This is a genomic window from Geomonas limicola, from assembly GCF_014193675.1.
Taxonomy (GTDB): Bacteria; Desulfobacterota; Desulfuromonadia; order Geobacterales; family Geobacteraceae; genus Geomonas; species Geomonas limicola.
On sequence record NZ_BLXZ01000007.1, the window covers coordinates 1 to 18306 of the forward strand.

16 protein-coding genes are annotated in these 18306 nt (G+C 62.6%); 9 read left to right on the forward strand and 7 right to left on the reverse strand.

Annotation, left to right across the window (positions count from 1 at the left end; translation table 11 throughout):
• Nucleotides 1-324: 324 nt before the first annotated feature.
• Nucleotides 325-1779, forward strand: coding sequence for a sigma-54-dependent transcriptional regulator (locus H7688_RS16450; RefSeq protein ID WP_183362294.1), 1455 nt, complete (start codon nucleotides 325-327; stop codon nucleotides 1777-1779).
• 135 nt (nucleotides 1780-1914) lie between these two features.
• Here the strand turns inward: H7688_RS16450 and H7688_RS16455 are convergent, their stop codons facing one another.
• Both H7688_RS16455 and H7688_RS16460 read right to left on the reverse strand, forming a co-directional pair.
• The gene (locus H7688_RS16455) at nucleotides 1915-2961 is read right to left on the reverse strand and encodes an HD domain-containing phosphohydrolase (RefSeq protein ID WP_183362295.1); all 1047 of its coding nucleotides are present in this window, start codon (nucleotides 2959-2961) and stop codon (nucleotides 1915-1917) included.
• Entirely contained in the window at nucleotides 2958-5279 is a 2322-nt protein-coding gene (locus H7688_RS16460; protein ID WP_183362296.1) for a PAS domain-containing hybrid sensor histidine kinase/response regulator, read from the reverse strand. Before H7688_RS16460 ends, H7688_RS16455 begins: the two co-directional genes overlap by 4 nt.
• Before the next feature lie 339 nt (nucleotides 5280-5618).
• Here H7688_RS16460 and fliK point away from each other — a divergent pair, with 339 nt between their 5' ends.
• Complete coding sequence (gene fliK / locus H7688_RS16465; protein ID WP_183362297.1) at nucleotides 5619-6569, forward strand: flagellar hook-length control protein FliK; 951 nt, start codon at nucleotides 5619-5621, stop codon at nucleotides 6567-6569.
• Nucleotides 6550-6843, forward strand: coding sequence for an EscU/YscU/HrcU family type III secretion system export apparatus switch protein (locus H7688_RS16470; RefSeq protein WP_183362298.1), 294 nt, complete (start codon nucleotides 6550-6552; stop codon nucleotides 6841-6843). Before fliK ends, H7688_RS16470 begins: the two co-directional genes overlap by 20 nt.
• A 96-nt stretch (nucleotides 6844-6939) precedes the next feature.
• Here the strand turns inward: H7688_RS16470 and purN are convergent, their stop codons facing one another.
• Entirely contained in the window at nucleotides 6940-7551 is a 612-nt protein-coding gene (purN, locus tag H7688_RS16475) for a phosphoribosylglycinamide formyltransferase (RefSeq protein WP_183362299.1), read from the reverse strand.
• Nucleotides 7552-7566: 15 nt separating this feature from the next.
• On the reverse strand, nucleotides 7567-8613 hold the full coding sequence (gene purM, locus H7688_RS16480) for a phosphoribosylformylglycinamidine cyclo-ligase (protein WP_183362300.1): 1047 nt from the start codon (nucleotides 8611-8613) through the stop codon (nucleotides 7567-7569).
• A gap of 143 nt (nucleotides 8614-8756) precedes the next feature.
• On the opposite strand from purM, the gene rimI reads away from it, so the two are divergent.
• The 5 genes from rimI (at nucleotide 8757) to H7688_RS16505 (ending at nucleotide 12760) form a co-directional block, all read left to right on the forward strand.
• Complete coding sequence (gene rimI, locus H7688_RS16485) at nucleotides 8757-9206, forward strand: ribosomal protein S18-alanine N-acetyltransferase (protein ID WP_183362301.1); 450 nt, start codon at nucleotides 8757-8759, stop codon at nucleotides 9204-9206.
• A complete protein-coding gene (locus H7688_RS16490; RefSeq protein ID WP_183362302.1) occupies nucleotides 9196-10005 on the forward strand; it encodes a dihydroorotate dehydrogenase electron transfer subunit in 810 nt (269 codons plus the stop codon). The genes rimI and H7688_RS16490 overlap by 11 nt, the downstream gene beginning before the upstream one ends.
• 3 nt (nucleotides 10006-10008) lie before the next feature.
• A complete protein-coding gene (locus tag H7688_RS16495; RefSeq protein ID WP_183362303.1) occupies nucleotides 10009-10926 on the forward strand; it encodes a dihydroorotate dehydrogenase in 918 nt (305 codons plus the stop codon).
• Entirely contained in the window at nucleotides 10926-11960 is a 1035-nt protein-coding gene (locus H7688_RS16500) for a KamA family radical SAM protein (protein ID WP_183362304.1), read from the forward strand. The genes H7688_RS16495 and H7688_RS16500 overlap by 1 nt, the downstream gene beginning before the upstream one ends.
• A 398-nt stretch (nucleotides 11961-12358) precedes the next feature.
• Nucleotides 12359-12760 carry a TraR/DksA family transcriptional regulator gene (locus H7688_RS16505; RefSeq protein WP_183362305.1) on the forward strand — a complete coding sequence of 134 codons (402 nt, stop codon included), beginning with the start codon at nucleotides 12359-12361 and terminating at the stop codon, nucleotides 12758-12760.
• A 94-nt stretch (nucleotides 12761-12854) separates the two neighbouring features.
• Here the strand turns inward: H7688_RS16505 and H7688_RS16510 are convergent, their stop codons facing one another.
• The 3 genes from H7688_RS16510 to H7688_RS16520 all read right to left on the reverse strand — a co-directional run bounded on the left by H7688_RS16510 (nucleotide 12855) and on the right by H7688_RS16520 (nucleotide 16645).
• On the reverse strand, nucleotides 12855-13946 hold the full coding sequence (locus tag H7688_RS16510; RefSeq protein ID WP_183362306.1) for an AAA family ATPase: 1092 nt from the start codon (nucleotides 13944-13946) through the stop codon (nucleotides 12855-12857).
• A 68-nt stretch (nucleotides 13947-14014) separates the two neighbouring features.
• Complete coding sequence (locus tag H7688_RS16515) at nucleotides 14015-15925, reverse strand: SpoIIE family protein phosphatase (protein ID WP_183362307.1); 1911 nt, start codon at nucleotides 15923-15925, stop codon at nucleotides 14015-14017.
• Between the two features lie 159 nt (nucleotides 15926-16084).
• Nucleotides 16085-16645, reverse strand: a complete 561-nt coding sequence (locus H7688_RS16520; RefSeq protein WP_183362308.1) for an HD domain-containing protein — start codon at nucleotides 16643-16645, stop codon at nucleotides 16085-16087.
• Between the two features lie 215 nt (nucleotides 16646-16860).
• Between H7688_RS16520 and H7688_RS16525 the strand changes: the two genes are divergently transcribed.
• A complete protein-coding gene (locus H7688_RS16525; protein ID WP_183362309.1) occupies nucleotides 16861-18261 on the forward strand; it encodes a sigma-54-dependent transcriptional regulator in 1401 nt (466 codons plus the stop codon).
• Nucleotides 18262-18306: the final 45 nt, after the last annotated feature.

Below are 18306 nucleotides of genomic sequence, written 5' to 3' on the forward strand. Positions count from 1 at the left end.
GGCAGGAGGAATGCGAGTGATTTGGGCAGGTTGTTGAGCTTCAGTCATAAAAATACTCCCCCTAACCCGAAGATTAGAGGGAGTATACCTTACGTTACGAGTTTTTCAACACTTTAAGTAAGGGCGTTGCCACCGGGGGCGGTTTTTTTTGTCCGTGAGGGGAGATTTCCTCATCTTTTTTTAACTCCTGCCGAAAAGAAACTCGACGGCATGATTCCCTTTGTGCCGCTACCTACCACTTGACATATCGGAGCGGCGTGGTTTCATGGCAACTGCCGCGCGGCTCCTTTTAGCGCCAGATACGCCAGCGAGGGAGAACTTACGATGACCGCTAAACTTCTCATATTGGACGACGACCACGATATCCTGCTCATGCTGAAAAGCGTCTTTGGCGGCGAAGAGTACGAACTCTTCCTGGAGAGCGAGAGCGAATCGGCCTTGAGGCGCGTGGTTGCCGACCGTCCCAACGTGGCCATCATGGACATCAGCCTGCCGCAGAAATCCGGGATCGAGGTGCTCAAGGAGGCCAAGAAGATCGACCCGGGGCTCGCGGTCATCATGGCGACCGGCTACAAGACCACCCAGAACGCCATCGAGGCCATGAAACACGGTGCCTTCGACTACGTCACCAAGCCCTTCGACATGAACAAGCTGAAGGCGGCGGTGAAAAAGGCGCTGGAGTGCAACCTGTTGAGCCGCAAGGTGCGCTACACCCGCGAGCGCCCCAGCGTCGAAGAGGACCTCACCGAAGACCTGATGATCGGCTCCTCGCCGGAGATGATCGAGATCTGGAAAATGGTGGGTACCGTCGCCGATTCCGACGCCACGGTCCTCATCCAGGGGGAGTCCGGCACCGGCAAGGAGCTCCTGGCCCGTGCCATCTACAACAACTCGCGCCGCAAGAACCGCCCCTTTCTGGCGGTGAACTGCGCCGCACTTCCCGAGGCGCTCCTGGAGAGCGAACTGTTCGGTCACGAAAAGGGTGCCTTCACCGACGCACATTCACGGCGCATCGGCAAGTTCGAGCAGTGCAACGGCGGCACCATTTTCCTGGACGAGATCGGCGAGATGAGCCCCACCAACCAGGGGAAGTTCCTGCGCGTCCTGGAGAACCAGGAGTTCGAGCGGGTAGGGGGGAACGAGACCATCAAGGTCGACGTCAGGGTGATCGCCGCCACCAACCGCAGCCTGTTGAACCAGGTCAAGGAGAAGGCCTTCCGTATGGACCTCTTCTACCGCCTGCGCGTGGTCAACTTCTTCCTGCCGCCGCTCAGGGACCGGTCCGAGGACATCCCGCTGCTGGTCGACCTGTTCGTCAGGAAGTTCTCCAAGAAGTACGGCAAAAACATCAAGGGGGTCTCCCCCGAAACCATGGCGCATTTGTGCTCGCACCAGTTCGACGGGAACATCAGGGAACTCAAGAACGTGATCAACTCGGCGGTGGTGTTCTGCCGCGGCGACATCCTGGTGCCCGGCGATTTTGAATCCTTCCTGAAGGCCAAGCCGGGAACCGGCATCAAGGAGGTCGATCTCGAGGCGGCTGGCGACGATTACTACGAGGTATTCTGGAGCATGCTCGAACCGGTTTTCGACGGGATCTGCCAGAAGAACAAGGGTGCCATCTACGAGAGCGTCAACATGGGGCTCGAGAAGGCGCTCATCCACATGGCGATGGAGAAGAGCAACAACAATCAGGTCTTCGCGGCCAAGCTCTTGGGGATCAGCCGCAACACCCTGCGCGACCGCCTCGAGCGTTACCGCATCGGAGCCAACGACTAGGCTGCCTGAGCGTTGCAGAGAAACAAAAAGAGCCGGAAAGCGACCATGCTTTCCGGCTCTTCTTTTTGAATCTTTCGGAAACCCAGCGGAAGGCCCTGCCAGAGGTTCCTTATCCTCAATTCGGTGAGTACCTCTTTAAAGCAGCTTCTTTCCCGCTGCGATTTCCCAGGCCGATTTCGGAATCTCCAGGAACACCTCGACCAGCTTCGGGTCGAACTGGTGTCCCGAGCAGCGCAACACCTCTTCGCGCACCGCCTCGAAGCAGAGTGCCTTGCGGTACGGACGATCGGAGGTCATCGCGTCCAGGGTGTCCACCAGGGCGAAGATCCGGGCGCTGATGGGGATCGCCTCGCCTCGTAGCCCATGCGGATAGCCGGCCCCGTCGTAGCGTTCGTGGTGCGACAGCACGAGCTCGGCTGCGCCGGCGAAGTAGCGGATCCCGGAGAGGATCTCGAACCCGGTGCTCGGATGCTGGCGCATCACTTCCCACTCGGCATCGTCGAGCTTCGCCGGCTTGAGGAGGATGTTGTCGGAAACGCCGATCTTGCCGATATCGTGCAAGAGCGCCCCCTTGGCAAGGATGGAGCGTCCCCGCTCCTCGATCCCCGCCGCCTCGGCCAAAAGCTTGGCGTAGGCCATCACCCGTTCGGAGTGGCTCCCCACTTCCTTTTCGCGCGCGTCCAGGGCCCGGATCAGGGCCACCAGGGTGTGTTCGTAGGCCTGGTTGATCTCGCCCATGACGGTGCGGATCACCTCGGTCTGCTCGCGCACCTTCTGCTCCAGGTTGGCCTGGTATTCCCGGTTTTCCTGGACCAGCCGGCGCTTCTCCATCACGTTCTTCACGGTGAGGAGCACCCGGTCCAGGTTGAAGGGCTTGGTGATGTAGTCCTCGGCGCCGTGGTGGATGCAGGAGAGGGCGGTATCCATGTCGTTGAGGGCCGTGATCATCAGCACCGTGGTGTCCGGTGTGTACTCCTTGATGTCCTTGAGCAGGTCGATCCCCGAACGTCCCGGCATCATGATGTCCAACAGGGCCATGTCGAGCTTGGTATGGTTGATGATCTCCAGACCCTCTTCGGCACTGGCTGCCTGGTGGCAGGTATACCCCTCCTTGGAGAGGGTGATGTTGATGAGATCGCGGATCATCTCCTCGTCATCGGCGATTAGGATGTTTCCTTTCAATGGCTACCTCCTGAAACTTCCGGGCCCGGCTGCAGCGGGCTTCCGGCCAACGTCTCTTTTACTTTGCTGATGAGTGTGTCACTGGCAAACGGCTTGGGCAGGAAGGGGACTCCCTGCTCCAGGATCTTCTCCAGGCTGGCCCGGTTTTCGGCATGGCCGGACATGAAGAGGACCTTGAGACCCGGTTTCTTGCGGGTCAGCAGCTCGGCCAGCGTGGGGCCACTCATAAATGGCATCACCACGTCGGTGAGCAGCATGTCGATCTGGTTCTGGTTTTCCTCGAAGATCTCCACACCGAGTTCGGGGTCCGTGGTCTCCAGCACCTGGTACCCGCGCTTTCTCAAGGTATGCACCACCAGGTTCAATACCCCCGGTTCGTCTTCGACCACCAGGATGGTGTGGTTCCCGCGGCTGGGGTCCTCGCTGGCCGGGCGCTTCAAGGTGTCGGCAGGCTGGTAGACCCGCGGCAGGTAGATGTCGAAGCTGGCCCCCTGGCCGGGTTGGCTGACCACGTCGATGTAGCCGCCGCTTTGCTTTACGATGCCGTACACCGTGGCAAGCCCCAGGCCGGTGCCGCGCCCCATCTCTTTCGTGGTGAAAAACGGCTCGAACAGGCGACGCTTCACCTCTTCGCTCATCCCCTGACCCTGGTCGCGCACCGTTACCCGGACGTAACTTCCGGCAACCGAACCCGGGTGCTGCTGGGTGAAATCCTCGTCGAGCTGGCAGTTCCCCGTCTCGATGGTGATCCGCCCGCCGTTTTCCGAGGCGTCGCGCGCGTTGACCACCAGGTTCATGATGACCTGCTCGACGTGGCCGGGGTCCATCTTGATGAGTCCCACCTCCGTCGCGAGTTCTGTCACCAGCTCGATGTGCTCGCCGATCAGCCGACGCAGCATCTTTTCGGCGGATTGCACCTGGGTGTTGATGTTGAGAACCTTGGGCTCCTGGATCTGGCGTCTGCTGAAGCTCAACAGTTGCCGGGTCAGGTCGGCGGCCCGCTCGCCGGCGCGCAGGATCTGTTCGGCCTCCTTGCGCATCGGGGTGCCCGGCTCCAGACCCTTGATGATGAGCGTGCTGTAGCCGTTGATGATGGTCAGCAAGTTGTTGAAGTCATGGGCGATACCGCCGGCCAACTGCCCGATCGCCTCCATCTTCTGGACCTGGCGCAGGTGGTCCACCGAGAGCTTGCGCTCGGTGATGTCCTCCTTCACCGCCACGAAGTGGGTGATGCGTCCCTCGGAATTCTTCACCGCCGAGATGCATCCGCTTTCCCAGAAGAGGTCGCCGTTTTTTTTCCGGTTGTGCAACTCGCCGTGCCACTCGCGTCCCGAGCTGATGGTCTGCCAGAGGTTCTGGTAAAAGTCCCCCCCCATGGTCCCGGATTTGAGGATGCGCGGGTTCTGACCCACGAGTTCGGTCTCACTGTAGCCGGTCACCTCGGCAACGCGCGGGTTCACGTACTCGATGCGCCCGGCAAGATCGGTGATCACGATGGAGACCGGACTCTGTTCGACGGCGCGCCAGAGCTTGCTCAGTTCCTCCTCGGCCCTCTTGCGTTCGGTAACGTCCAGAAGGGTGCCGATCACGGCGGGTGAGCCGTTTAGCTGGGTCCGGGTACCATTCACCTCCAGTTCGATGCGTTGCTGGTCCTGGCGCCTGCCGCGGAAGCTGAAGTGCAGGCTGGTGCTCCCCTGCTGCAGCGGTCGCAGGAACTGGGTGCTGACCCGAATCTGGTCGTCGCGGGTCACCAGTTCGAGCAGGGACATTTTCTCGGTGAGTTGGTCCTGCCGGTAGCCGAAGACCTCGGCGAACTTGGGGTTTACATAGGTGAAGATGTCGTCCTGCAGCAAGAAGATGCCCACCAGGGACTGTTCCACAAGGCTCTGGAAACGGGCCTCTGTTGCGGTCAGGGCGTCCTCGGCGAGGTTGCGCTCGCGACGCACCACGGCCTCGTTCAGTTCCCGCTTGATGGCGGGGACCAGACGGGAAAGATGGTCCTTGATCAGGAAATCGTGTGCCCCTGCGCGCATCGCCTCGACGGCGACGTCCTCCCCCATCTGTCCTGAGACCATGATGAAGGGGATGTCCACCTCGCGCTCATGCAGCAGCTGCAACGCCGCCAGCCCGCTGAAACGGGGCATCACCCAGTCCGATACCACGAGGTGCCATCCCCCCTTGTCCAGGGCGAGGCTCATCTCCTCGGCAGTCTCGACGCGCTCGTAACTGGGGGCGAACTCCTGCAGGAGCTGACGTGCAATCAGGGCTGCATCCTCGGGCGAATCGTCCACGATAAGGATGCGGAGTGCATGTTTCATCAGTTGCCCTCGCTGCAACACACCCGGAGTAACTGCTTCTCTGACTGCTTATCGGTCAGCTGTGAGATTTGTTTAGTCTAAAAACCCGGAGCTGATGCTCCCGAGGCGGGAAACCTCATTCAATACTACTAATATTGCCGGAAGATGCTATGGCTGGCCGGCTTTTTTGCTCCGGCAAAGAGGCCGCCGTTACCAGTGCGCCATGAGGGAGCGACGGCTTTCTCTCCAATAAAATCCTTAAGAGACCGCCGTTTCCGCCGATAGGTGGAACAGCTACCACTGTGTCCTGCGTGCGCAGCTTGAAGTGACGCTCTCTTACCGGCAGTCCCGGGAACCGGCATGCTGATAAACGATGAAGTACAACGACAAGTTCTGCCGGTACTGGCCCGTACCACGGTTGCTCCGCCCGTCGAGGTCCAGCAGCGGGCGGGGACGCAACTGCAGCTCAACCCCGGGCAGCAGGTGAAGGCCGAGATCATCGCAAACCTCCCCAACAACCTCTACCTGGCCCGGGTGGCCGGCGAACTCTTCAAGCTGGAGATCCCGCTCAACGTGCAGCCGGGGGAAACCCTGGAGATGACCTTCGTTTCGGCGGATCCCAAGGTTACCTTCAACGTGCTGCGCCCCGAGGTCGGCTCATCGGTCTCCTTGAGTTCGCTCGGTAAGTGGCTGGCCAGCGTGGTCAACGAGGCGCCGTCGCTGCCGCTTTTGCAGGGGACACTCCTGGAGAACCCGCTGCAGGGGGCCCCCCTTCTATCGGAACGTCTCAAGGAGGCGCTTGCCCAAGGGGGGCTTTTCTACGAGGCTCACCTGGCGCAGTGGGCTGCCGGTGGACGCCCCCTGGCGGAAGTCCTCAAGGAACCCCAGGGGAAGCTTTCCCGGCGCCTGAGGGGAGGGGACGAGGGGGACAACGGCACCGCGGGACCCGGGATCGCGGACAACAGGACGCTCCCGTTCATCAAGGAGCAACTGCACCTGTTGAACGGCGGGGTACTTGCCTGGCGCGGCGAGGCGTGGCCGGGTCAGGAGATGAATCTGGCGGTGACGGTGCGCGAGGAATCCGGGGAGCGCGAGGTGGAGTCGAATCTCGAGGTAACCCTCCCGCGGCTGGGGCGGGTGGCGGCGACCCTGCGCCTGACAGCCGAAGGTGTAAAGCTCGAGCTGGTCTGCGATCAGGCAGGTTCGGCCGGGATACTCAAGGGTGGCGCGGCTGAGTTGCGCGAGGCGCTTTTGGCGCGGGGGCTTTCACTGAACCGCATGGTGGCGAGAGATGCAGAGACGGCCGAATGACCTGAAAAAGGCAGTGGCAATGGCCTACGGCTCGGACGATGGTGCCCCCCGCGTGGTTGCCAAAGGGAGCGGTGTGACCGCGGAGGCGATCATCTCGCTCGCCCAGGATTCGGGAGTCTACGTACACCAGTCAGCGGAGCTGGTCAACCTCCTGATGCAGGTCGACCTGGACAGCGAGATCCCGCCGGAACTGTACCAGGCGGTGGCGGAACTGCTCGTGTGGCTCTACTCACTGGATGAAAGTAACGGGTACCGTCTGGGGGAAGGGACGTAAGGCGTGGGGGCACCCGGGAGTTGCCTCGAAGCGTGTAGAAAAAACGTGGAACGGGAGAGTTGGGAAGCAGCGCCGGACAGGCTCGTGTCCGAGCAGCTACCCGATGTGCACCACCCGTCCCTCGACCGACAGCCGCCCCTGGGCAAAGAGACGCACCGCTTCGGGATAGATGCGGTGCTCTTCTTTTTGGATGCGCGCCGAGAGGGTCTCTTCGGTGTCTCCCTCGAGGATCGGCACGGCGGCCTGGACGATGATGGGACCGGTATCGGTGCCGGAATCGACGAAGTGCACGGTGCAGCCGGCGTACTTGGCGCCGTATTCCAGCGCCTGGCGGGCGGCGTGCAGACCGGGGAAGGACGGGAGCAGGGCAGGGTGGATGTTCATGACCGCCATCGGGAAGGCGTCGAGGAGCACCTGGGTGATGATGCGCATGAAGCCGGCCATCACCACGAGCTCGACCCCGAACTCGCGCAGCGCAGCCACCAGTGCCTCGTCGTAGGCCTCGCGCCCCGAGTAGGCGCGGTGGTCGAGGTGGAGCGCGGGGATACCGGCCTTCTTCGCGCGCTCCAGGGCGTAGGCGTCGGCCTTGTTGCTTATGACACAGGCTACCCGGCCCGGCAGCTCACCCCGACTGCAGGCATCGATGATGGACTGCAGGTTGGTGCCGCTGCCGGATACCAGAACGCCGATGTTGAGGAGGTTATTCATGGAGGGCCTAAGGTCCTAGACGAGCTCGACGCATTCCTTGCCGGCTTCACACTTGACGACTTCGCCGATGTGGAAGGCGGTCTCGTTTAGCCCGGAGAGACGGATCAGGATTTCTTCGGCCTCGCGCTCCGGCACGATGATCACCATGCCGATGCCGCAGTTGAAGGTGCGGAACATCTCGGACTCCTCGATGTTGCCGCCTTTCTCGATGATCTTGAAGATTTCGGGGACCTGCCAGCTCTCTTTGCGGATCACCGCCTTGCAGCCGTTGGGGAGAACGCGCGGGATGTTTTCCAAAAGGCCGCCGCCGGTGATGTGGGCGATGCCGTTGATGGTGAAGTCGCGCAAGAGGTTCAGGATGGAGCGGACGTAGATGCGGGTCGGGGTGAGCAGTTCCTCGGCCACGGTCTTGCCCAGGCTCGGGATCTGGTCGTTGATGTCCATACCCATGACATCCAGGATCACCTTGCGGGCCAGCGAGTAGCCGTTACTGTGCAGACCGGAGGAGGCCAGGCCGATCAGGTGGTTGCCCACGGTGATGGAGGAGCCGTCGATGATGTTCTCGCGCTCGACGACGCCGACGGCGAAGCCGGCCATGTCGTACTCGTCGCCGGAGTAGAAGCCCGGCATCTCGGCGGTCTCGCCGCCGATCAGGGCGCAGCCGGCCTGGACGCACCCTTCGGAGACCCCCTTGATGATGGAGGCGCCCTTGGCGGGGTCGAGCTTGGCGGTGGCCAGGTAGTCGAGGAAGAAGAGCGGTTCGGCGCCCTGGACGATGATGTCGTTCACGCACATGGCAACGAGGTCGATGCCGATGGTGTCGTGGCGGTCGGCCAGGAAGGCGAGCTTCAGCTTGGTGCCGACGCCGTCGGTGCCGGAGACCAGCACCGGGTGCTTGTACTTGCCGGTGTTGAGGGAGAACAAGCCGCCGAAACCACCGATGTCGGCCAGCACTTCCGGCCGCGAGGTGGCCTTCACCAGTGGCTTGATCATCTTGACAAACGTGTTGCCGGCATCGATGTCTACACCGGCGTCTTTGTATGTGATTTTAGTCTCGTTCAAGGCAGATCCTCCGATAAAATAAAGGAGAAATCTAACGCATGTAGGGGCAAAAGTCAAAGCGAAAAATTTGTTTACTTCCCATTGTCCTTTGCTTATGATGCGCTGCAGTGACGGGTAAACCTACTGAAATAAAAGTCCGTTCCATGTCAGAAATTGATCTGGATGCGGTCCTTGAAATCGAGTCAGCGTCCTTTGCACGCCCCTGGACCAGAGAGCACTTCCGCGACGAAATACAGTCGCCCTTCGGTATCCCTCTCGTCGCCCTGATGCCGGAAGATCACCTCGCCGGCTATCTCTGTTTAAAAGTCATCTTCGATGAGGCCGAGATCCTCGATGTCGCCGTCGACCCTGCCCAGCGCGGCCGCGGCGTCGGTCGCTTGCTGGTGCAGCATGCCTTCGCCCTGTGCCGGGAACGTCAGGTCCTTCGTCTGGGGCTCGAGGTGCGTACCGGCAACCGGGAGGCGATCACCCTCTACGAATCGGTCGGCTTTCACGAGGTCGGCCGCCGCAAAGCGTACTATGAAAATGGCGATGACGCCATCTTGATGGAATACACCTTTGAGCAGCAGGCAGAGGAGAACCATGCAGTTTAAATCAATGGTAGTGTCGAATGTGGAGGTCTCGCCGGGCTATTTCCGGATGAGGATGACCGCTCCCAAAGAGCTGGAAAAGACGCTCCCCGGGCAGTTTCTCATGCTCAAGGTGAGCGAGTCGATCGACCCGCTTTTGCGGCGCCCCTTCGGCTTCTTCGATGTCGGTGTGCTTCCGGCCGAGTACGCCGGCGGCGCGGACCAGACCTACGCGGAGATCCTCTTCAAGGTGGTGGGGAAGGGGACCAAGATGCTCTCCACCCTGCACCACGGCGACCTGGTCGACCTGCTGGCCCCACTCGGCAAGCCCTTCAACCCGGGCCCAGGCGGCGAAGAGAAACTCCTGGTGGGGGGCGGGATCGGTCTGGCTCCGCTCTACTACCTGGCCAAGGAGTTGGTGGCCAAGGGGGAGAAGGTGCGCCTCTTTGCGGGTGGCCGAAACCGTGACGATATCCTCTGCATCACCGAGTTCGAGCGCCTCGGGGTGGAAACCTACGTCTCCACCGATGACGGCACCCTCGGCGAGAGCGGCCTGGTCACCGAGGTGCTCGAGCGTCACCTGGCGCCGGGCAAGCGGATCTTCGCCTGCGGCCCGACCCCGATGCTGCGCGCGGTGGCACTCATGGCCGAGCGGCACCAGGTTCCCTGCCAGGTCTCCATGGAAGCCTACATGGCCTGCGGCGTGGGCGCCTGCCTGGGGTGCGTGCTGCCGGGCGCGGCCCACACCGAGGAGACCCCCGACTACCGCTGCGTCTGCAAGGACGGCCCCGTCTTCGACAGCTTCGAACTGAAATGGAGTTAGAGCATGCATAGACCTGACATGACCGTCGAGCTGGCCGGGATCACGCTGCGCAACCCGGTGATGACCGCCTCCGGCACCTTCGGCTATGGCGCCGAATTCGCCGAGCACCTGGACCTGGAGAGCATCGGCGCCCTGATCACCAAGGGGCTCTCGCTGCGCCCCAAGGCGGGCAACCCGACCCCGCGCATCGTGGAGACCCCGGGTGGCATGCTGAATGCCATCGGACTGCAGAACGTGGGGATCGACGCCTTCATAACCGAAAAGCTCCCCTACCTCGCCAAGGTGAACACCCCGGTGATCGCCAACCTCTACGGCAACACCCTCGAGGAGTACGGCGAGGTGGCTTCGCGTCTCGATGCCCTTCCCGGTGTGGCCGGGGTGGAGGTGAACATCTCCTGCCCCAACGTGAAGCAGGGTGGCATCGTCTTCGGTACCGATCCCGCCGCGGCGCAGGAGGTGGTCCGACTGGTGCGGCGCAACACGAAAAAGCCGATGATCGTGAAGCTCTCCCCCAACGTGACCGACGTCGTGGTCATGGCCAAGGCCTGCGCCGACGCCGGTGCCGACGCACTTTCCCTCATCAACACCCTGACCGGCATGGCGATCGACCTGGACCGGCGCCGCCCGGTCCTGGCCAACGTGACCGGCGGGCTCTCGGGACCTGCCATCAAACCGGTCGCCCTGCGCATGGTCTGGCAGGTGGCGCGTGCGGTCAAGCTGCCGCTCATCGGTATCGGTGGCATCATGAACGGGCGCGACGCCCTGGAGTTCCTGCTGGCGGGTGCCAGTGCGGTCCAGGTCGGTACCGCGAGTTTTCTAGACCCGGGTGCCGCCCAGCGCATCGCGGCCGAGATGGAGCAGTACCTGGTCGACCACAAGATCGCTGCCGTCGCCTCGCTCATCGGGGCACTCGAGGTCTGATGCACGCCTGGGAGAAGAGCCTGAACGCAAGCGTTACCAGCCCGGAGGAGCTAGCCGGGCTTTTTCGCGTGGATGCGGCCGCGCTCTCCGGTGTGGTCGAGCGCTACCCCATGCGCATCACCCCGTACTACCTTAGCCTCATCAGGGAACCGGGCGACGCCATCTGGCGCCAGTGCGTGGCGGATCCGGCCGAACTTGCCGATCTCTCCCAGTCACCGGACCCCCTCGACGAGGAGCGCCTCTCCCCGGTCCCTGGCCTCATCCACCGCTACCCGGACCGGGTGGTCTGGATCGCCTCCGCCTCCTGCGCCGTGTACTGCCGGTTCTGCATGAGAAAGCGCGGCGTGGGGTGCGCCGGCATGCAGGTGGCCCCGCAAAACGAAGCCCTGGAGTACCTCGCGGCACATCCCGAGATCCGCGACGTGATCCTCTCCGGCGGGGACCCGCTCCTTCTGAGCGACGAGCGCCTGGAGGATCTCCTGAGCGGTCTGCGCCGCATCCCTCACCTGGAGATCGTGCGCATCGGCACCAGGGTCCCGGTTACGCTCCCCGAGAGGGTCACCCCCAAGCTGGCGGCCCTGCTCAAGCGCTTCCATCCGCTGTTCATCAACACCCACTTCAACCACCCCGACGAGATTACCGAGCAGGCGGCCCGTGCCTGCGCACTCTTGGCCGATGCCGGCATTCCGCTGGGGAACCAGTCGGTGCTGCTCAAGGGGGTGAACGACGATCCCCAGGTGATGCGCCGGCTCATGCAGAAGCTTTTGTACCTCAGGGTGCGTCCCTACTACCTGCACCAGATGGACCTGGTAAAGGGGACCGCACACTTCCGCACCCCGCTCGCCCGGGGCGTCGAGGTCCTCAAGGCGTTGCGCGGCCACACCTCGGGACTTGCCGTTCCCCACTACGTGATCGATCTCCCCGGCGGCAAGGGGAAGGTGGAAGTCTCCGCCGAGTGCGTGCGTCGTGAAGGCTCGCGTCTCGTGGTCACAACCTACACGGGCGAAACCCTGGAGTACCAGGACATAAGCTGAGCCTCAGCTGCCACTCGTCGGCATTTTCCCTCCCTTGGCCGTTCTTTTTTCCCCGCGCCGTGTCACTCTTTTTTAAGGTATACTAACTCAGGTTGCGGGCTGCCAAAAGCGGGGGGACGACCATGAGAAGAGTACCTACCGAAGAAGACATTCAAAAAGATCAACCAGTAAAAAAGGGAGAAACAGCGCTCTGTGCTGTGTGTGGGGCCGAACTGGAAATGGACCAGGAGAGTCACGAGTATCTCTGCCCGGTCTGTGACAGTGAAGAGACGGAGTAAACTCACAACGTGCCCGGTCGGCGGCCTCGGGCAGCTCGCTTGCGCGGGAGCCGGGTCAGGTACCTGCCCTGGTAACCAGTGCTGCGCTGCCGAGTCCCCAGACTGCGGAGGAGGTTTCCCATGCCGGAAAAGTCGGATGTGGTCGATCTGGAACAGAGACATTTGCTGATCGAGCAAAAGCGCAGGCTGTGGGCCGAACTGCGCGAGGAGGTCTTCGCCAACGCCGGCGAGGAGTTGCACACCCAGTACGAGATCCCGCAGGACCCCGGCGAGATGAGTATCCTCGACCTCTTGGCCGACTCGGGGCTTGCCATCGCCGACCTAAGGCGCGCCCAGTTGACCGCGCTCGAAGAGGCCATGCGTCGGCTCGAGATGGGGACCTACGGGGTCTGCGAGGGGTGCGGCCAGCGCATCAGCCTGGAAAGGCTCAAGGTGGTCCCTTTCACCGCGTTTTGCGTGGCGTGCCAGAAAGACCGCGAGGGGCCGGGGCGCCCCCCGGGGGTGAAGATCTATGATGGGTGAGGGAGAGGGGAAATAACCGTAATAGACGAAAAAAAGTCCCGCCTTTTGAGGCGGGACTTTTTTTTGTGTGGCACATCGTTTGGCTGGCTACCCGCTAGATCAGGGCCTCGATCGCCTCGAAGTCGAGGGACTTGTTGGTGTTGGCCATGATCCAGTTCAGCTTCTCCTGGTCCTCGTAGGTGATCTTGGCGACGTCTTCGCTCAGGGCGCTGAACACCTCGGCGGTGGTCTCCTCGACCCTGATGTAGGGGACCCTGCTGTCGTGCAGGATCTGCTGGGTGATCTTCGAGACCGGGCCGTGACCGGCAACCACGAGACCTGCGATCTTCTCCTTGAAGGAGGGGATGTGGTAGAGCGAGGAGAGGGTCACCAAGAGTTCGTCGCGCGAGCTGGTCACGATCATGAGGGTCGAGTCGAGCAGGCCGTCGATCACCCGCTGCGAGGAAGCGGCCCCCAACTGGATGTTGTGGATGATACGGCTCCTCTCGCGCTCTTCGCCCTGCAGGGGGAGGCCGAAAAGCTTGGAGATATGGCTCAGGGTCGGGTTGGCCAGGATCGGCGAGTAGTCGAAACCGTCGATCACCCTGACCCCCAGCGGATCGAAGGCCTGTTTCAGGTACTTGCGGGTGATTTCCTTCTTGCTCGGGATCAGCTTGTTTACGATCACCCCGCGTACGTCGGCACCTTCCCGCTCGAAGAGCGCCATGTTGAGGTGCACCGCGTCGATCACCTTGCCGATGCCGCTTTCGGTGACGATCACCACCGGGGCGCCGATCAGGTTCGCGACCTTGGCGTTGCTGAGCCCCACCACCGCACCAACCCCGCCGTGCCCGGCTCCCTCGATGATCAGGAAGTCGTATTTCTTTTCAAGCTCCTGGACCGCCTCGAGGATGCAGGAACTGAGCGAGAGGTCGTCGAGCTTACCGGTCAGGTAATCCTTGGTGAAATCCTTGTGCAGGGCGACCGGCGACATGATGGCGATATCCTCCTCCATCCCGAAGGCCTTCGCCATGAGCAGGGCGTCCATGTCCACCATGAAGTCGTTGTAAAGGAGCACCTTCGGACCGAAGGGTTTCACGAAACCGACGCGCTGGTACTTCTTGCGGGCGTGGTGCATGAGCGAGATGCTGATGGTCGTCTTGCCACAGTTTTGCCCGGTTGCCGCCACAAAGATCTTCTTCGCCATGCCTTGCACCCCTTCCGCCGTAAATGGGAGGTATGTTTACACAAGCCAAGGCGCTGCGTCAAGTGTCGTCACAGGAATTTCAGCACGAGCATGGAGATGTCGTCGCGGAAGGTGGAGCCGCCGTTGAAGGCGCGCAGGGCAGCGAGCACCGCCTCGATGAGCCCGGCCGCGGTTTTGCGGTGCTCCCTCGCCAGGATGGTCTGCAACCGGCGCGTACCGAAAAGCTCGCCGCGCGCCCCCTCGGTCTCGGTGATGCCGTCGGTGTAGAGGAACAACAGGTCGCCCGGCTCGATCTGGATGCTGCGCTCCTCGAAGCTCACCCCTTTCTTTACCCCGATGATGAGTCCTTCGGCGTCGAGCTCCTGGAAGGAATCCTGGCCCGGGCGGTAGAGCAGGGGGGGAGGGTGTCCGGCGTTGGTGTAGTGCAGCTGGCGGGTTCTGGTGTGGTAGCAGAGGTAGGACATGGTGATGAACAGTTCGGCGCGGGTCAGGTCGTCGTGCAAGAGGTCGTTGAGGGCCGAGAGCACCTGGGGGGGGCGGTGCAGGGTCTGCAGCTGGGCACGCAAGACGCTTCTCGTTTCCACCATGATGAGCGCGGCTCCGACACTGTGGCCGGAGACGTCGGAGATCACCATCCCGACCTCGTCGCGGTTCGCGAAGATGTCGTAGTAGTCACCCCCGATATGGGTGGCCGAGACGCAGCGGCCGGCGCAGTCGATGCCGGGAAGGGCGGGTGGGGCATCGGGGAGCAGGGAAAGCTGGATCTGCTTGGCGATCTCCAGCTCCTTTACGAGGCTCGCATTTTCCAGCAGCGCCTGTTCCGCCTCCTTGCGCTCGGTGATGTCCTGCTTGATGCAGACGAAGTACTTGATGATGCCGGTATCGTCGGTAACCGGGGTGATGGTCTGCTCCTCGGGGTAGAGGGTACCGTCCTTGCGCCGGTTCACCATCTCGCCGTGCCAGACCTCCCCGGCGTTGATCGTGCTGCGCAGCTCCAGGTAGAAGGCGGGGTCGTGCAGGTCCGACTTCAAGAAGCTCAGGTCCCGGTGCAGCGATTCCTTGGGGGTGTAACCGGTCATCTGGGTAAACGCCGGGTTCACCCAGATCACCTGCCCCTGGTTGTCGGTGATGGCGATGGCGTTGGCGGCCGCCTCGAGCGCCACACTCTGCAGGCGCAACGACTCCTCGGCGCGTTTGCGATCCGTGATGTTCGAGATGAGGCCGTCGTAGGCGATCAGCTCTCCCTGCTCGCTGTAGCGCGGCACGATGGTGTTGCGTACCCAGCGGATGGAGCCGTCCTTGTGGCGGATGCGGTGTTCCAGGGAGGGGATGTCCTCTCCGGCCTGGACTTCGGCGGTGAGGCGGACCACGGCGGGGCGGTCCTCTTCGAGGATCATCTGGTACCAGAGAAAGGGGTTCTCGTTGTACTCTTCGTTGCTGTAGCCGGTGACGGTGAGGCAGCCCGGGCCGTGGGTGGTCTTGACCACCTTACCCTGATCGATGCTCACCGTGTAGATGTAGTCGGTGACCGCGGCGACCAGCTTCTTGTAGCGGCGTTCGCTGCGCACCAAGGCCGCCTCCGCCTCGCGCCGCTTGCGCCGTACCTCGGCCTCCTGCATCTCCCGCTCGATGGCCGGGACCAGCCGGGAGATGTTCCCCTTGATGAGGTAGTCGTTAGCCCCCTCCTTCATGGCCTGCACCGCGGTATCCTCGCCGATCTTTCCCGAGACCACGATGAAGGGGAGGTCGAGACCGCTGCGCCGCACCAGTTTCAGGGCCTCCAGTCCGCTGAAGCCCGGGAGCACGTAGTCCGAAATCACCACGTCCCAGCTCTCCTCGCAGAGCGCCTGTTGCATCGCCTCGACGCTCTCGACCCGTCGGGCCACCGGCGTGTAGTCCCCGCGCCTGAGCTCGAAAATGAGCAGGAGAGCGTCGTCTTCCGAGTCCTCGACGATCAGTACGCGCAGCGGTTTTCCCATGAGAATCGACCTTCACCGGCTCTGTTGCAAGGGGAGGGGGGCGTGGCCGGCCGACGCAACCGGCCTCAAGCCGCGTGCAGCGCCCGTTGGCTCCGCGGCCAGCCTAGTATAGCATACTTTGTTTATGCGGCTTTAATTCGTGAAACTGCCGGGGGGAGGCTACTCATGAGCGAGGAAAGGGAGCAGTTCGCGCAGCCACCCCTCCAGGATGGCCACCTTGTGGGGGCCGAACTTGAAGAGGTCGGCACGCACCTCGGCGAGAGACTTCTCGCGCTCCAGTTCGCCGGGCCTCTTGGAGAAGAAGAGATCGGCCAGGGTGACGATGCGCTCCTCGCGGCAGGTGGGTGCCATTTCACGCGGGGGGAGCGGGAGCTTTTGCGCCGCGATGTCCTCGACGCTGAGCCCCACGCCGATGTGGCGCTCGCAGACCAGCGCGTGGCGCGGCAGCCCCTCGGCCTCCAGCATCTCGCGCCCCAGGATGCCGTGACAGATGTAGGGGGCGTGCCCGAAACAGTTGAGCTTGGGGGCGTGCACCCGCGCCACGCCGATATCGTGCAAAAGGGCGGCCTCCTCGATGAAGCCGAGGTCCAGGGGCTGGTCGGCGTTGTGCCGTGCGATGGCCAGCGCCTTGTCGGCCACCATGCGGCTGTGCCGGTAGACCAGCTCGCAACCGGTCCGGTTCGCGCCGAAGTGCTTTTCCAAAAGGGTATAGGGTGACATGGCTCTCCTGGTTATCTCATGAGGATCACGTCTTAGGGTAGGACGAAACGCGCGCCAATGCAAGAGGGAGCGGGGTCGGCCGGCCCCGGCTTTTCGGATCGGGGTGCAACAAAACCTTGAATATCGATTCGGCTCTGTATATGATGTGAAGCCTTTAAATAAAGCGCGTGTGGGTGACTGCCCCATGAGAAGCCGGGCCCTTGAGGAGTAATGAGATGACGGTGCAACTGGAACAACAGCAGGTGCTCGTGGTGGACGACGAACCGGGAATCCTCGCCAAGGTCTCGCTGTTGCTCGCTTCAAGCGACATCCAGCAGGTCATCACCCTCTCGGACAGCCGCGAGGTGCTCCCCTACTTGAGGAGCAAACCGGTGGCCGTGGTGGTGGTCGACTGGGTGATGCCCAACGTGACCGGAGGGGAACTCCTGCAGCGCATCACCGCCGATTACCCGCAGATCCCGGTTATCGTCATGACGGCCATGGGGGACGTGGACACCGCGGTCAGCTGTATGAAGGAGGGGGCCTTCGATTTCCTGACCAAACCGGTGGATCCCAACCGCCTGGTGGCCAGCATCCGCAAGGCGCTGCAGGTGAGCGACCTGGGGAACCAGAACCGGCTTTTGAAGGACTACCTCTTGGGGGACCGGCTGCGCTTTCCGGACGCCTTCGAGGGGATCGTCACCCAGTCCAAGAAGATGCGCTCCATCTTTCAGTACATCGAGGCGATCGCCGGCTCGCGGCTGCCGGTCTTGATCACCGGCGAGACCGGGGTAGGGAAGGAGCTTCTGGCTCGCGCGGTACACCGGGTCTCCGGGGTGCGCGGCCCCTTCATCTCGCTCAACGCCGCGGGGCTCGACGACTTCATGTTCTCGGATACCCTGTTCGGGCACAAGAAGGGGGCCTTCACCGGCGCCGACAGCCAGCGTGACGGGCTCATCAGCGCGGCCGCCGGGGGGACGCTCTTTCTCGACGAAATCGGCGACCTGAACCACTCCTCGCAGATCAAGCTGCTGCGCCTCTTGCAGGAGCGCGAATACTACCGGATGGGTTCCGACCTCTTGTTAAAGAGCGATGCGCGCATCGTCGCCGCCTCCAACATGGACTTCGAGGCCCTGCGCGCCGCGGGGACCTTCCGAAACGATCTCTACTTCAGGCTCTGCGCCCACGAGTTCCGGGTCCCCCCCCTGAGGGAGCGGCTCGAGGATCTGGAACCCTTGGTGGAGTACTTCGTCGCCACCTTCGCGTTGCAGCAGGGGAAGTCGGTACCGGGCGTCTCGCCCAACCTGATTCCGGCGCTCTCCCAGGGCAGTTTCCCCGGAAACGTACGCGAACTCTACAACATGGTGCACCACGCGGTGACCTGCAGCGACGGCGGTGTCCTCGACGTCTGCGACTTCCCCGGGCTCAAGCCCGCACCGGCCCGCTCGCTGCAGATCGCCCCCGGGGAGACCCCGCTCGTCTCCATCTTCGGCCGCTTCCCCACGGTGCTGCAGGTCGAGGAATACCTGATCGCCGAGGCGATGCGGCTCACCGGCGGCAACCAGACCGCGGCAGCCGAGATGCTCGGGCTTGCCCGCCCCACCTTGAACAAGCGCCTCAAGCACGATCGGCAGTAAGCCCGCTCCCCGAGGCGCACCCTTGGGCCGTAGGGTAGCGAGACC